Here is a 13,946-nt window from a genome sequence, read left to right on the forward strand (position 1 = left end):
GTAGCCCACTGGGTCCCGTCACGACCCCAGGCAGATCTACCGCCGACATGACCTACGTCGTCATCCACCAGCCGCGACTGCCGGCACCACGAAGTACGGTCGGGTTTCACACATCACGGGAGAGGACACTATGAGGCGCCCGCATGCCGTAGCAGAGGAAAACAACTGGTTAGGTGAGGGAGCGCTGACCGATGCGGAGTTCACCGAGGTGGTCGAGCACTTGCGTGTGGTGTTGCCTGCATTATTGGGGGAACAGTGGACCGATGCTGTGTTCTCCGGTGACGGGTACGTGGTCACCGAATCCCCGAGGAGCGCTGGCGGGTATTTCCGCGGCTATCGGGGTGTTCGCAAGACCGCCCAGGGCTACGAGGTGATGTCCGGCGACGAGCGCGGATCCGAAGGCTTGCTGGTCACGTTCAATCGGTTCGAGGACGCTGTGAAAGGCTATGCCGCGGACGTCATCAGCTCGATTCGGTCGGACCACGGCTCGGCAGTGTTGCGTGGATGTGGAACGGCACAGTTGGCCGCATCGTCGTCGGCTGCGATCGAACTGCGGATCCCAGGGACCCGTGCGTGGTGCTGGATTGGCTATCGGTGGCTGGCTGGGGAACGATGAGCCGGCAGTTGAACGCTGTCGGGGAGAATCAATCAAGGGGTGGGGATGTCGATGTCTGGCGTCAATCCGGAAGTCGTGGAGCTCGGTGATCTGACCGACCTGGACGACAAGTGGCGGCTGCGGTTCCAGTTCTTCCACGAGCACGGGTGGCAGGGGCTGCTCAAGCCGAATCGCGCATATCAAGAGGCGCTCAAGGCGTTGTCGTACCGGCAGCGAAATATCTTGACATTCAATGGGTTCGCGTTCTTCTTCGGCGTGTTCTACATGATGCACCTGGGGATGTGGCGCAAGGCCGTGACCCTGTTCGTCGTGGGAGTCGCCCTCGGCGCAGTGAGCCTGCTGCTCGACCTCCCCAACCCGTTAGACGTGGGGTTGACCTTCGGCCTGTGCGGGTACATCGCCACCCGCGCCAACACCCTCTACTACGAATTCCGAGTTCTCGGTCGACACACCTGGGGGCTGTAGCTCCTGCGCGGTGGGCGGCCCCAATTCCCAGCTGCAGGAAATTGGGGCTGGGGCCACTTCCGTGCTCGCGGCTCGGTTCAGCGGTGCCAGCGATTGCGTTCACGCATCCGCGCCTGGTGCTCCTGGAACCACACCTTCCGTTTCGCCTGCCAGAGGTCTTCCTGCTCTAACCACGGGCCCCGCGCGGTCAGCTCCCGTTCCTCGAGGACCGCCCAATTGATCGAACCCTCCTCGAGCACCGATGCGACGGCGTCCGGGGTGCCATCGGCTGCACGAACCCGCTTGAGGGACTCCTTCGGGTTCCACGCCGGACAACCATTCGCGCGCAGCAGATTGCTGGCCGCCTGGCTGTCGTCGAACCATGCGACGAGCCGGTGGTCGAGGTCGTAGGTGTCATGCCAACCCCGCCAGTGCCGAACCTTCACCTGATCAGCGGGGCGCGACCCGTCCTTGATGAATTGCCGGAACTGGATCGGCCCTAGAGTACGGTGGTGGCGGTCGAGCCCATTCCACGTGGCGCGGGCGAACTTCGGGGCGGGTCGTCGAATACGCGATCTGGACGTCGACCGATCACAGCGACTCGATGAGCCTGCGACCGGACAAGATCGGCGTGGCGAATCCGAACGCGCGATGGACGGCGTGCCAGTCGCGGTCACGGGACCGGTCCGTGGCCAACAGCGGCTCGAACCCCCGCATCGAAGCGATGACCCCGTGTCGAAGACCGAAGCCGAGCAGATCCTCGCCAGCCCCGAAATCGGAGGCGCGATCTCCCGGACCGTCATGCGCCGCGGGCATGGGGAAACGAACGACGAGTACCACTGGGAGAACGATGCTGACGCCTCCGACGCGCAGGTTCAGCAGCAGTGCCCGACCTGCGGCCGCTGGGCGTCGATGACCTCATCGCACAGGTGCCCCGTCCCCGGGTCGGAAGCGGTCGACGAAGGGATGAACGACCTGGCCACGCAGGCGATGTAGCGTGCGGAAGCGCGCGCCGCCCGCGCAGCAGGGCTCGAACCTCCTGCGAAGCCGATGGCCCGCTCGAACCTGATGACGCAGCGCGAATACCGACTCGCGGGCACCGGGGAATCGCGAATGTGCCACCCGCTCAGGATGTCCGCGCCGTCATCGAGGGCGGCAAGATCGCGTCCCCGTCGCTGAGCTTCCGCTACCCCGACGCGACGGTGACCGGTCAGGCAACGATCTGGCGCGACGAGTCCGGTATCGACGTCGCGTCGCCGCTCAAGGAAGCGGGCGGCAACGGGATGCGCTGCACCTGCAGCACATACGCACGTACCGGCCGGTGCGATCACATCGCATCGTCGCTCCAGACGATGGCCACCGCGTACGGCGTCACCTACACCGGCGATACCGGGCTCCGGCCGGGTGTCTCGCTGTCCGATCGCCGTCGCGAGCGAACCTCCGACGCGGCGATCGACCTATCGAAGGTGCCGCTCGAGCGGATGAACTACTCGCGGATCCAGAAGCTCCGAAATCAGCGGCAGGGTGACCACGTGCAGGGGCTGTTCGAGAAGGCGCGGCGTGGGGATCCGATCAGCACCCCATCGGTGAAGCCGCCGCGGGATGCTGAGGGCAACTGGGTGGCGTGGCCGACGACGTTCGAGCGGGCGGGGATGGGCGACGCGAACTCTGACCGCACCACGGACCTGAACGACACCGCGGACGTGCAGTACCGGCTCCGAGCGGCGCTGTTCGCTCGGACTCGCAACCACTACTCGGTGCTGCGGGATCGCGACGGCGGCATGCGGATCACCGTGCCGAAGGCGCGGCGAGGCAGGGACGGCACCATTCCGCCCGTCGAGCGGCAGCGGCTCGTCGACAGTCTCGGGATCCCGGCGCACCAGTCCCGCGCTGATGGTGTGTACATCCCGGCGGACACGTCGTGGCGGCACGAGATGCTCTCCCGCGCATACGGGGACAACCCGCAGCCGGTCCGCGCGGCCCACTACACCGTTGCGTAGTACCGCGTAGGTGACGCCATTCGGGAGGTGCTGGCGGCCGCTGCTGGGTGCCCATTCGTCGCCGTCGCTGCTGTCCACAATCCTGCAGGCAGGAAGGGGAGCGCACCACGGCGCCGCGAACCAGTCCATCCGCAGCGTCAGGCAAGTTGTAACACGTTCTAGCACTGAAACATTCATGCGATTCGGTCCGTAGTGTTGGATGCATTCACGACGGGGAACTCACCTCATCTGACACGCCCCAGGAGGCCACCATGGGTATCGCAACGCTGACCTCGACCGCCGTCGTCGTCGATACCGCGTCGGATACGGGGCTGTACCGGCTCGATCCGCCGATCGTCGGGGACGACGGAAAGGCGCACGAGTACGGTGCGGCGATAGTCACGCCCTTCGGGATCCTCGTGGACGTGTGGGCGGCCCACGAGGACGGCAGCCTCGTCCTGGACGATGACGGCGACTGGGTCGCACTCATCAACTCCACTGCCGCGCCGGGAGCTCGACCCACCGTCGCAGGTGAGTTCGAGTCGGCGGGGTACCGGGTCCACAGCCAGGAACGTGCGGCGTCGTAGCCCGGCCCGGGCGCCAGGGGTAGTCCCAAGCTGCCCACGCCAGCGGCTGGGCGAGCGGAGATGGCGTGTGGGAGACAATTCCCAGGCGGGCCCGTCAGCCCGTGGAGGACGTGGACGCGTCCAGGGGAGGGAGTGGCGCCGATGGCATCGCTGTTGGTCTTGATGGTGATCCTGTGGCTGTGTATTCGGCTGGTAGCAATCGGATTGCGATACTGGCGTCGACGCGCTGCTCAACGCGCGGCAGAACCAGTCGCCGCAGAACCAGTCGCTGTAGTAACCGACGTTGAGTCACACGCGGCGGTGTACGAGGCTCATCGACGGCACCGCTGGGACGTCACGCGGCGGCAGTACCACTCGCGCCCAACGTGGACGTTCGCGCTGACTGACGGCGTCGAAGACTGGGCGCAAGGCTGGATGACGGGCGACCTGGCGCATGCTCCGTACAGTCGCGACACCGAGTGGTTGTGGGCTGACGAGTTCGGCATCGATCCATGGCGTGAATCCGTCGAGTTTGAGCTCTTCGAGCGAGCGATCGCCGACGGAATCATCCAGGTCCCGACACCCGGTCACCTCATGTACGCCGAAACGTCATACGACCCATTCGGCACCATCTACGGATTCGTCCCTGACGAGTTCGAGGAAGGGATGGTGTGCAGCTGTGCGGTCGTGACCCCCGAAGACAAGGGTTGGGGAGTCGAGACAGGACCAGACGCTGTGGCCGCCTGGCTGACCGCGGTCATCACCAGCTTCGCTGAAACGAAGCCCTACGTTCCCCGCGGCGCACTCAGGCGGCGGTACACGCACTAAGCACGCGTCGCAGCGTTACCGGAGGACCTCCTGGATACCGTGCGCCCAACCATCGGCCATCCAGGAGACCGCCATCAACACCATCGACGACCACGAGGTCGCCTCCCGGACCGGTGTCGACGCGACCGAGCTCGACGTCGCCGAGAAGGCACTGCGCGCAGCCCGCGAGAACGGCGTCGACGACGTCACGATGCTCACCCAGATCGAAAACCGCGTCATCGAAGCGACCGAGAACGGTGAACGACCCGACGGCGATGCGGTGCAGGAGATCGTCGAATCGGTCATCGCTGAGTCGGCCGGCCGAGCACCAGCCCCGAGCGAGGCTCCCCTTTTCGCTCTGCTGTTGTGTTGAACCAACTTTCGCAACCGTCGGCTGCTGGTACGCCGCCTAGCAAGAAGGGGAGCCTCCATCCGGTGGCTCCCGGCCAACCCGCGGATCGCGAGCCCGAGCGTGAAGAACAGCGTCCCGATGATCGCGGGCCTCGCGAACGCGGCCACCAGCGCGGAGACACCGACGCCGAGAAGGATCGCGAACCCGAGTGTGTGCGTGAGGGTTCGATGGCCGCCGTCGCGCGCACCGTCCTTCACTGTCCTGGTCAACCCGTAGAACGCCGACGAGCCAGCATTGATGCCCTCCGATGCGATCTGGGAGGCCACACCGAATGACCGCGCGACCGTCGACTGTGGATGGTCGAGATCCGGGAGCAGTGCTGCGCCGGCACACACTCCGGCCCATGCGAGTGTCTCCGCGAGCGACGTCGGTCCACCCCAATCGGTTGGCATGATCGCGGCGGCCGCCAACCCGACGGCAGCTCCTGACATCGCGTGCGTTGGCCCCATCACCATGCGGAACCACCTCCGAACAGGGCTGCGGCATCGGCCGCGGGTGTTTGTCCGCCGTCGGTGCTTCCGCCGCCCGTAACCGTGTTGATGACCACGGGGATCCATCGGTAGGTGAGGTCGGCGATGGTGTTGACCGACGTCTCGAACACCCTGATGACATTCGAGGAGTCGACGCCTTCGGTGTCGGCCCAGTTCACGTAGCCGCGGAACACGCCGAGGACGACGATGCCGATGACGGCGTACTTGATGATCTTCACTGTCCACCACCCGTCTCGGGCGTCTCCGTGGGGCGGTACTTGTCGGGGACCTGGTCCCCGATCTGCCCGCCGACCCCGTCGGTTACTGATTCGATCTTGTCTGCGACCTGACCGCTGCCGTCTTCGACGATGCCGCTCACCTTGTCGCGATAGTTGCTGAACCAGCCGTCCTCACCGAACTTGATCCCACCGGTCAGGTACTGGATCACACCGAGGAGGACATCGATCACGACCACGAAGAACACGATCCGGGACACGATCACGTATTTCGACTTCTTCTTCACGGGCCCGGCCATCAGAGCACCCCCGCCACGGCGTCAGTTGCCGATCGCGCGGTGGCCGCGTTCCGCACGCGCATCTCGTCGCCGACGATGCGCGCGAGACCTGGACCAGCGACTACTTGGCCGGCATCGGTTGCGTTCCAGCGGAGCCCGGTGAACCGGATTCCGGGCGGGTCAACGTTCCAAACCTCGCTTCGAGGCGAGGGAGCGTGGTCGATCATGGTGAGGTTCTCCTGCTGAGGTGTCGGGCTGTCCCGTCACGCTACGAACCTGGTTCGTCCCGACCAGTGGCGATGAGAATCGTCCAGGTCAACCGCGGAAACCGTATGGGACACCGGGGTGTTCACGACGCCGACTTGCCGTCGATTGGAGGTGCGCCGCTGCATCCACCCTGCGCGCCTCCGCCGTGATGAGTACGGCATATCGTGCGATGCTGCGGCAATGAGAACTTCACATCGAATTGCTTCAGCCGCGGCGGCCGGGCTCATGGGCGCCGCCATGGTAGTTGCGGCGCCAGGCGTGGCCAGCGCCGCCGATCCTTGCCAACTCGGGTGGTCGAACGTAGGACCCCGAACGTGCGCGATGACAGATGTCGGAATGGCGCCGGTGTGGACACTTGGAAACGGCATCTGCGCTGGCATGCTGAGTGCATCCGGCAATGCGTTTGACGGCCCACTGTGGGAGTACTCCTCCGCGCCGGGTGCTGTCTACTCCGTCGAACTGCGTATTTCGCAGGGCTTCTCACCACTGGGCGAATGGGCGTCGACGACCCTGGCTTGCGACGTGACTGCGATCATCGATTGGCAGAACCTCGACACCGGTCAGAGCGGCACAGTCAGTCGCTACGTACCCGCGGCCAACACGAGCACCCACCCGATGTACGTGAATGTCGATACTGGCCCGGGACGAGTTCGGCTCACCATGCGGACCGACCACCCGAGCATCCCGGTCACGACAGACGTGATCGTCCCCTGACCTGACCGTGCACTCGGCGAAGGTCTTCCTGTTCGCCAGCGACGGGGCAGTCCATGCGCACCAGAGTCGTTGGCGATCGGTGAACGTCTCCGACCCTGCCCGTTCGCGGCCCGGCACCGTGCCGGTGCCGGGCCGCGCTGGCCGAAGGGATGGATCAGCAGTTCGACATCGGTTCGGCGCCCGCGAAACGCGCTTCGAGGAAGCCCAGGGCGCCGGGAAGACCGATCACGGCCGCCGAGAGATGGTCAGGGCTCGGGACCAGTTCGGACTGCACTGTCACTCCGGCGTCGCAGTAGCGGCGCATCGTGTTGGTGATCGCATCGACCGGGATCAGTACGTCGGTGGGGGAATGCCATTCGTACACGGGCGCATTCGGCACCGAGGGAACCTTCTCGACGCTGTTGTCGGCGAGGACCGCCTGCACTGTCGGGCTGTCGAGTAGGGCACTACCGATGGCGGGATCGGCGACGTCACCCAGGCTTCGGCCTGCGCCGTACAGCAGGATCTCGTTGGTGCAGGCGTTCGCGATCTGGTCGCGCAGCTGCCACCCGGTCTCGTTGAGCTGGCTCGTGAGCGGCATCCGGTTCGGGTACTCGCGTTCGAGACCGAGCGCGGCGGCCATCGCCAACCCGAATGCCGGATGGGCCGACTCTCCGAGCCCCTTGGCCATATCGCTGATGTTCATCGGGACACCGCCGTAGGCGCTGCCGGCCAGCTCGAGGTCCGGCGCATACGTCGGGGCGATCGCCGCGGCCATCGCTGTGGCCATGCCTCCACCCGAGTAGCCAGCCATGCCAACCGGGCTGTCCGCGGGGCCCAGCGGGGCGTACCACTGCGCTGCGCGGATACCGTCGAGGGTGATCTGGCCCCCGAGCTTCGCCTACTTCGGCCGTCGCGTCGTCGTGATCGGTGGTGCCGGCCCACTGAAAAGCCCCGACGCCGACCAACTCGTCATCGACGACCCGCGCTTCGTCCCGCGACAGTGGCGAGCCATTGCGCAGGCCAGCGTTGACCAGTTCAGCGCCTGCGCCACCCATCCCGCGGCCTACCTGAGCCCGCCTGCGCTCTTCGGGCCCGGCAGACGCACAGGCGCCTACCGCCGAGGAACAAACCGAATCCTCATCGACGTCAACGGAGAATCACGGATATCGGCCGAAGACCTCGCCATTGCCGCCATGGATGAGATCGAGAATCCTGATTCGGGGTTGCGCCACTTCACCGTTGCGTATTAGACGCCCTTCCTGCAAGCCGACGTGGTCGTGACGAGGTACCTGTGATGTTTGTTCAACGGGTGGTCTCCCCGGTCGACGGCGTGGCGTCGTGGACGCTGGGCGATGACGGTGCCTTGGTGGCTCCGATCGAGCAGTATCTGGCGTACTTGACCCAGATCGAGCGGTCTCCGAACACGGTCAAGGCCTATGCCCATGATTTGAAGGACTGGTTCGTGTTCCTCGGTGCCCGCGGCCTGGATTGGCGTGAGGTGCGATTGAGAACGTCGTCGAGTTCGTCGCCTGGCTGCGCCGCCCGCCGCGGCTGCGCGACGGGACAGTCCCGGTTCTGCCGTCGGTGGAGCACCACTGCACCGAGGCGACGGTCAGTCGGAAGCTCTCCGCGCTCAGCGCGTTCTACCAGGAGGCCGCGCGCCACGGCATCGATCTCGGGGAGCTGCTGAGGACGTGGCAGCCGGCCGGAGGCCGGGGCTCGGGCTGGAAGCCGTTCTTGCACCACATCAGCAAGGGATATTCGCAGCCGCGGCGGGCCATCGCGTTGAGCACGCAGCGCGCAAGCTCCCTCGCGTGCTCACCGTCGCCGAGGTGCAGACCATCCTCGAAGCCTGTGACCATCTGCGGGACCGGTTCCTTTTCGCCGTGCTGTTCGACACCAGGATGCGGATCGGGGAGGCGCTGGGCCTGCGGCATGAGGACGTCGCCGCACCCGAGTCCCAGATCACGGTCCAGCGCCGGGTCAACGACAACGGTGCCCGCTCCAAGCCACGCAGCCCGCGGACGGTGCCGGTCAGCGCGGAGCTGGTCTGGCTCTGTGCCGACTACCTTCACTCGGAGTACGGCGATCTGGACTCCGACTACGTCTTCGTGAACCTGTGGGCCGACCGCATGGCCACCCGCTGACCTACATGGCCGTCTGCGAACTGGTCAAACGGCTGCGCCGACGTACCGGGATCGACTTCGATCCGCATTGGTGCCGCCACACCGCGGCCACCCGGATGCTGCGTGACGGTGTGCCGATCGAGATGGTCTCCAAGCTGCACGGCCACGCCGACATCACCACCACCGGCGCCGTCTACGGGCACCTGAGCGCCGAGGACGCCCGCAAGGCGCTGGAGGAGGCGGGCTGGTTCACCGGCCGAGAGGTACGACTGTGAGCACACAAAGCCCGCTGGTACCCGAACAGCTACCGAGGACGGTGCGCGAGCGACGCCGAACGTCGCGTCAGGCGAGTAGTTGGGACACCGAGTACCGCCGGGATGTTTGGCGGCTGCGTGAGCTCGGCATCAAAGACGGTTGGCCAAGACCTTGAGTCAGGGTTGCGGGATGTCCTCGAAGGTGTTCCGGGCGAGCCGCCGCCCGGAACTCGACAGCCTGTTCTCGCACTTGCGCGAAAATGGGACAGTCAGGTATTGAAACCCTCCGAATACCGGTATATCTGAGTCTCCGCGAAACGCCACCATCACTGTTGACGGGGCATGAATGCTCGAGGGCCGTATTGGGTTGGCCGACCACCCCTGCAGCGAATGGCGACAGGATGCGTCTATGGCGTCAAAATCCAAGTGTCGCTGTTGCTGTCGAGGTGCCAATCCTGCCGCGGTCCGTCTCCCTCGCATGCGACAGCGGTTAGCCAGATGGTGCTGCCGGGGTCCCAGCCGGCGATGACCGAGGCAGTCTCGGTGTCGACCTGAAGGGCCCGCGTCGCACTGCTGAGATAGCACAAAGGCGTGAGGTGCACGGCGTCCCACTCACTTGCGACACGCTCCCAATCGGGGATAACCCACCGGCCGTCCCGGCCCGTGGCGCGGAACCAGTCATGCCGTCGGGACGCGGTGACCTCGAGTGGAAAGGAACGGCACAGCAGTATCCAGTCCTCTTCCGAGCGGACCTCGAAAGTCCGGCCTCTCCCGCGGACCGGTATCGCTGTCGCTTGCTGCCACCCGAACCCGTCTTCCACGAGGCTCAGCTCAGCAGGAAGGCGGCCGACAGTCTTGATGAGTCCGAGCGGGATTGACCACCAGGTTCCGGTCCAATCGGCATGGGGATCGCGCGGGCGTTCACGCGCGGCCCGTTCTTCCTCCGTGCGCACGTCGGCAGCCCACTGCCTGAGGGTTTGTTGCGGATCCTTCGGCAGTGGTGCCCAGGCGTTGGCCGATCGCCAATCGATAGCCCACTGCTCGGTCCGGCGAGGCTCCGCGAACCACGCCATGATCGACGACGACGCGAGGTGTTCGGCGAGGCGTGAGAGGGCAGCCCCGATGATCGGGTGGCCCGCGACCACGTCTGCACCGTCGGGCTCCTGCCAATACCTGGCGGAATCCACCGACCGCTCCAAGGCCGCCTGAATCCGGCCGGTGTCGAGGTCGGCGAGATCGACAGACACAACGGCGGCCGAGAGCTGCTCCAGTGACGAAACAGGGAAGGGATCGGTGCCGCCCTCAGTGGTCGGGATCAACCGGACCCCCGATGAACCGCTCACTACTTCGACGCCGTGCGAGAGTTGGAAGACGGCGGTTGAAATGTCCGAGTCCAGATCCTTGGCAATTTCAAGGCAAAAACGTCGACCCCGCGGCCCCGCCAGGATCATTTCCGCAACTGGATTCATTTGACTACCTTGCACCTTCCCGTCGTGGCGGAGAGATCCCTAGGTCATCTCGTGAGACTGGACGCACTGCTCGGACGTTTCCGGCAGCCGGGACGTGCCCGTTCAGGCGTGGTCGGGGCACAACAGCGTCGGTTCCATTTGCCACCCCTCTTCGGTCAGCCAACGCTGGACCGGTTCGGGCGGTGCGCTATTGGTAGCGGCACCGATGGCGAGTTCTCCCACGAGGATGGGTCCGTCGCCGCAGACGGTGCAGGCGACGTCGACGGCGGGTTCTTCGGGTTGGCAACTGCGGCAATGATGTCGGGCGATGATCACGCCGGGGACCTCCGAGTCGAGATACAGCCAGGAAACGGCCAGGTCGGCGCGCTGGTGAGCCGCTTCCGATCGGGTAGCGGGCTCGTGCCCGCAGCTCGGGCAGGCGCGTGATGTTTTTGGCGGCGGGGCGGGATGTTCGAGCGTGGCCACTGCCGGATCAGCGGTGGCCGTCTGGTGAGCGTTGACGACGAGGGGCTGGCATCTGCTCGATGTGCTGTCGCATGGCGGAGGTCCATCCAATGTCAAGGCGCCAGCGACCTGGAGCCGCGACGTCACCACACCTCGGTAGTCGGCGTACTCGGCGCCTGATGCGGCCGGTAGCGGGTCTTGGGGTTCCGGACTGGTGAGGTCGAATAGGGGTCGGTACTGGTTCGTCGAGACATCGGGGCAATGATTATCGGCCGATTTTGCCGAAGAACAATCGATCTTCGATGCCCGACTCACATTCGCTCGGGTTAGCAGCTCGCTGCTGCGAACCGTTCGACGTGGCAGTGGGTAATCACGACACGTTGCTGTCCCGACCCATCCCCATGACCGGTGATCAATGTGCTCTAATTGGCCGGTGATGACCTTCGCGCAGCTCTGGTGGCCGCTTTCCCAGCGGCCTTGAACTGTGTTTTCCGGCCGCCTCTCGTGCGGCCGACGATCCTCGCCTGTATGACGGGCATTCATCCCGGTTGATGCGCTGAGGTGGCCTCGTATCGAGAGGACCACCCTGTGACCTTCAACGACGATCCTGTTCGCACCACCGGCATCGGCGAGATGCTGATCAGTTCCCGCTCGTTCGACGAATACCGAGCCATGTTCAACCTCACCGACGGCGACCTTGCGCTGCGGATCCTGGACTGCCCCGGCGGTGCCGCCGGGTTCACCAGCCAGGTGAGCGGTCTCGGCGGCGATGTGACCGCTTGCGACGTGGCCTATTTCGGGCGCGGAGCCGACGACCTCGCCATCATTGCAGCGACCGAGACGGATCGCGGCAACCGATACGTCCGCGCACATCCGGAGCAGTACGAGTGGACGTTCTTCGCTGACCCCGACGAACACCAGCGCGCCCGGCAACAAGCCGCCCAGCAATTCGCTGCCCATATTCGCCAACACCCGCACCACTACGTCGCCGGGCGGCTGCCCTCGTTGCCGTTCGCAGATGCCAGCTTCGATCTGGTGCTCAGCTCCCACCTGCTGTTCAGCTATTCCGACGGACTCGATCACACCTTCCACGTCAGCGCGATCACTGAGCTTATGCGAGTCACCCGCGGCGAGCTACGAATCTTCCCGCTGGTGGCCGTGGGATCGTCGAAACCCTATCCGCGACTCGCCGATCTGCTCGCCGACCTGAGGGCCCGAAGCATTGCAGGCCGAGTCGTCAAGGTCGACTACGAGTTCCAGAGCGGTGGACACCACATGTTGGTGTGCCGTCGTACCCCATCCGAAGTCCGGCAGTGACTCACCTACATGGCGACCGAAGGACGCTGCATTCACCCCGTCATTATCGAGAGAGTTAGGACCACAGTGTCTTTGGAGGACATCCGTCACGATATCGACGCGCTCGACGACCAGATCGTTGCGCTACTCGCCCAACGTCAACGGCACGTCCGACGTGCTGCTCCCTACAGGATTCGTCCCGGGCAGGCACTGGCAGTCGATTGGCGCGCCGAGATGATGAACCGTCTACACGCCCAAGCAGTCACACAAGGAGCTGCCCCTGAGGTGGTGGCCAGGGTGTATTCCGTGATGATCGACGCGTTCCTCGACCTCGAACACCTCGAACACCTCGAACTCGCCTCGCGGTCGGAAACGTACTCTCAACCTGTGGGTGACCGGCGGACACGGATCAGCTCCGGTTCACCATTCGAGGAGACGATCGGCTTCTCCCGCGCGATCCGCTCTGGGTCGCGAGTTCTGGTGTCCGGCACCGGGCCCGTGTGGCCCGACCGATCGTGCCCGGACGATGCCGGCGCCCAGGCCCGCCGCTGCTTCGAGATCATCGGTCGGGCGCTGAACGAAGCCGGCGTCGGACTGAGCGATGTACTCCGCACTCGCATGTTCGTCACCGACCTCGCCGCCAGCGAGCAGGTCGGTGTCGTGCACGGCGAATTGTTCGGTGCCGTGCGTCCGGCGGCGACAATGGTCGTCGTCGCCGGGCTGCTCGACCCGCGATGGAAAGTGGAAATCGAAGTCGAAGCAGAGGTTCCAGGTTAAGACGTTCCGTCACCGAGTCGGTCGCGGGCGGCGGCCGACCTCGGCGGGTAGCCAGTCCAGTCGCCGGCGCTGGCTTGTTGTCAGTCGACCGCGACGTTGATGTGGATACCGAGGGTGCGGGCGAGGATCGCAGCGGGTACCTCGGCGGCGAGGGCGAACAGGGCGGCCGAGCGGGCCGGGTTGGGTCGGATTCCGAGTGCACGTAGCCGTTTGCCCATTTGGGCGGTGCTGATCGGTCGGCCGGGTTGTCCGCCGGTGAACAGCCACGGTGAGTTTCGGCGTTCGCCGATGGCCGCGTGCCCGGATCGGGTGTCGACCGGCGACTTGACGAGGGTGGACAGTGGTTCGGGCAGCTCGGCGGGCGCTGGATCCCAGGCGCAGTCGGGCCCTGTTCGTTCCGGTGGTGACGTGGTCGGTGGTCAGTCCGGTGATCGTCGAGGCGCGTTGCGCGTAGAGCAGGACCAGCAGTCCGGCCACTCTGCCCTCGGGCTTGAGGGTCTGGTCGTGCAGGAGGCGGCGGGCGGTGGCCCATCGATCCTCGCCGTCGATGAGTTCGGCCGGTCCCTGCCAGCCGCGGCCGACTCCGACGAGCGAGGTGTTCACCAGCTTGTTTGTGGTGGCCCAGCGCAGGAATCCACTGCCATCGGTGCGGTAGCGGGCGTTCGAGTCGGTGAGCCATCGGTCGATGTCGGCTTGGGTGCAGGTGGCCAGGCTCAGCTGTTGGTCGGCGAGCCAGTCGAGAATGGCGATCGCCCCGCGCAAACGTTGCCGAATGCCGGTGAACTGCCCGTAGGTCACCGGGCTGCCGC

17 protein-coding genes and 2 pseudogenes are annotated in these 13,946 nt (G+C 65.5%); 11 read left to right on the forward strand and 8 right to left on the reverse strand.

All coding sequences use genetic code 11. The features are described 5' to 3' along the window. Positions 1–130: 130 nt before the first annotated feature. Positions 131–616, forward strand: coding sequence for a hypothetical protein (locus DEU38_RS16125; protein WP_147283524.1), 486 nt, complete (start codon positions 131–133; stop codon positions 614–616). Between the two features lie 45 nt (positions 617–661). Beyond that, a complete protein-coding gene (locus tag DEU38_RS16130) occupies positions 662–1,081 on the forward strand; it encodes a DUF2628 domain-containing protein (RefSeq protein WP_114722412.1) in 420 nt (139 codons plus the stop codon). Between the two features lie 77 nt (positions 1,082–1,158). Here DEU38_RS16130 and DEU38_RS28080 read toward each other — a convergent pair whose 3' ends face one another. Beyond that, on the reverse strand, positions 1,159–1,737 hold the full coding sequence (locus DEU38_RS28080) for a hypothetical protein (protein ID WP_147283525.1): 579 nt from the start codon (positions 1,735–1,737) through the stop codon (positions 1,159–1,161). Between the two features lie 55 nt (positions 1,738–1,792). On the opposite strand from DEU38_RS28080, the gene DEU38_RS16140 reads away from it, so the two are divergent. The 4 genes from DEU38_RS16140 to DEU38_RS16155 all read left to right on the forward strand — a co-directional run bounded on the left by DEU38_RS16140 (position 1,793) and on the right by DEU38_RS16155 (position 4,433). Continuing rightward, on the forward strand, positions 1,793–2,056 hold the full coding sequence (locus DEU38_RS16140) for a hypothetical protein (protein ID WP_114722414.1): 264 nt from the start codon (positions 1,793–1,795) through the stop codon (positions 2,054–2,056). A 119-nt stretch (positions 2,057–2,175) separates the two neighbouring features. Further along, the gene (locus tag DEU38_RS16145) at positions 2,176–3,060 is read left to right on the forward strand and encodes a hypothetical protein (RefSeq protein WP_114722415.1); all 885 of its coding nucleotides are present in this window, start codon (positions 2,176–2,178) and stop codon (positions 3,058–3,060) included. Between the two features lie 251 nt (positions 3,061–3,311). Continuing rightward, positions 3,312–3,626 (forward strand): hypothetical protein, encoded by a 315-nt coding sequence (locus DEU38_RS16150; RefSeq protein WP_114722416.1) that lies wholly within the window; start codon positions 3,312–3,314, stop codon positions 3,624–3,626. Positions 3,627–3,767: 141 nt separating this feature from the next. Beyond that, positions 3,768–4,433: a hypothetical protein gene (locus tag DEU38_RS16155; RefSeq protein ID WP_147283526.1), complete on the forward strand. Its 666-nt coding sequence runs from the start codon at positions 3,768–3,770 to the stop codon at positions 4,431–4,433. Positions 4,434–4,448: 15 nt separating this feature from the next. Here the strand turns inward: DEU38_RS16155 and DEU38_RS16160 are convergent, their stop codons facing one another. From DEU38_RS16160 to DEU38_RS16170, 3 genes are read right to left on the reverse strand one after another with little or no spacing between them, the layout of a single operon-like run. Then, the gene (locus DEU38_RS16160; RefSeq protein WP_114722418.1) at positions 4,449–5,279 is read right to left on the reverse strand and encodes a metal-dependent hydrolase; all 831 of its coding nucleotides are present in this window, start codon (positions 5,277–5,279) and stop codon (positions 4,449–4,451) included. Next, entirely contained in the window at positions 5,273–5,533 is a 261-nt protein-coding gene (locus DEU38_RS16165) for a hypothetical protein (RefSeq protein ID WP_114722419.1), read from the reverse strand. Before DEU38_RS16165 ends, DEU38_RS16160 begins: the two co-directional genes overlap by 7 nt. Continuing rightward, positions 5,530–5,829 carry a hypothetical protein gene (locus tag DEU38_RS16170; protein WP_114722420.1) on the reverse strand — a complete coding sequence of 100 codons (300 nt, stop codon included), beginning with the start codon at positions 5,827–5,829 and terminating at the stop codon, positions 5,530–5,532. The genes DEU38_RS16165 and DEU38_RS16170 overlap by 4 nt, the downstream gene beginning before the upstream one ends. Before the next feature lie 567 nt (positions 5,830–6,396). Here DEU38_RS16170 and DEU38_RS16180 point away from each other — a divergent pair. Then, positions 6,397–6,789 carry a hypothetical protein gene (locus DEU38_RS16180; RefSeq protein ID WP_114722422.1) on the forward strand — a complete coding sequence of 131 codons (393 nt, stop codon included), beginning with the start codon at positions 6,397–6,399 and terminating at the stop codon, positions 6,787–6,789. A 154-nt stretch (positions 6,790–6,943) separates the two neighbouring features. Here the strand turns inward: DEU38_RS16180 and DEU38_RS16185 are convergent. Continuing rightward, a pseudogene (locus DEU38_RS16185) lies at positions 6,944–7,669 on the reverse strand (lipase family protein); the annotation flags it as partial. Between DEU38_RS16185 and DEU38_RS16190 the strand changes: the two are divergent. Continuing rightward, entirely contained in the window at positions 7,647–8,021 is a 375-nt protein-coding gene (locus DEU38_RS16190) for an NAD(P)-dependent oxidoreductase (RefSeq protein WP_147283527.1), read from the forward strand. The pseudogene DEU38_RS16185 and the gene DEU38_RS16190 overlap by 23 nt on opposite strands. 44 nt (positions 8,022–8,065) lie before the next feature. Further along, positions 8,066–9,172: pseudogene (locus DEU38_RS16195) on the forward strand (site-specific integrase). Between the two features lie 386 nt (positions 9,173–9,558). Here DEU38_RS16195 and DEU38_RS16200 read toward each other — a convergent pair. Together DEU38_RS16200 and DEU38_RS28085 are read right to left on the reverse strand one after the other, a co-directional pair. Further along, entirely contained in the window at positions 9,559–10,620 is a 1,062-nt protein-coding gene (locus DEU38_RS16200; protein ID WP_114722425.1) for a hypothetical protein, read from the reverse strand. 102 nt (positions 10,621–10,722) lie between these two features. Beyond that, positions 10,723–11,085, reverse strand: coding sequence for a Hin recombinase (locus DEU38_RS28085; protein WP_147283528.1), 363 nt, complete (start codon positions 11,083–11,085; stop codon positions 10,723–10,725). Positions 11,086–11,652: 567 nt separating this feature from the next. Between DEU38_RS28085 and DEU38_RS16210 the strand changes: the two genes are divergently transcribed. Then, complete coding sequence (locus DEU38_RS16210) at positions 11,653–12,381, forward strand: methyltransferase domain-containing protein (protein WP_397484722.1); 729 nt, start codon at positions 11,653–11,655, stop codon at positions 12,379–12,381. A 9-nt stretch (positions 12,382–12,390) separates the two neighbouring features. Beyond that, a complete protein-coding gene (locus DEU38_RS16215) occupies positions 12,391–13,137 on the forward strand; it encodes a Rid family hydrolase (protein ID WP_114722427.1) in 747 nt (248 codons plus the stop codon). A gap of 80 nt (positions 13,138–13,217) precedes the next feature. Here DEU38_RS16215 and DEU38_RS28515 read toward each other — a convergent pair whose 3' ends face one another. After that, entirely contained in the window at positions 13,218–13,355 is a 138-nt protein-coding gene (locus DEU38_RS28515) for a hypothetical protein (protein WP_181818813.1), read from the reverse strand. Positions 13,356–13,946 lie beyond the last annotated feature (591 nt).

Source organism: Rhodococcus sp. AG1013, assembly GCF_003350365.1.
Lineage (GTDB): Bacteria > Actinomycetota > Actinomycetes > Mycobacteriales > Mycobacteriaceae > Prescottella.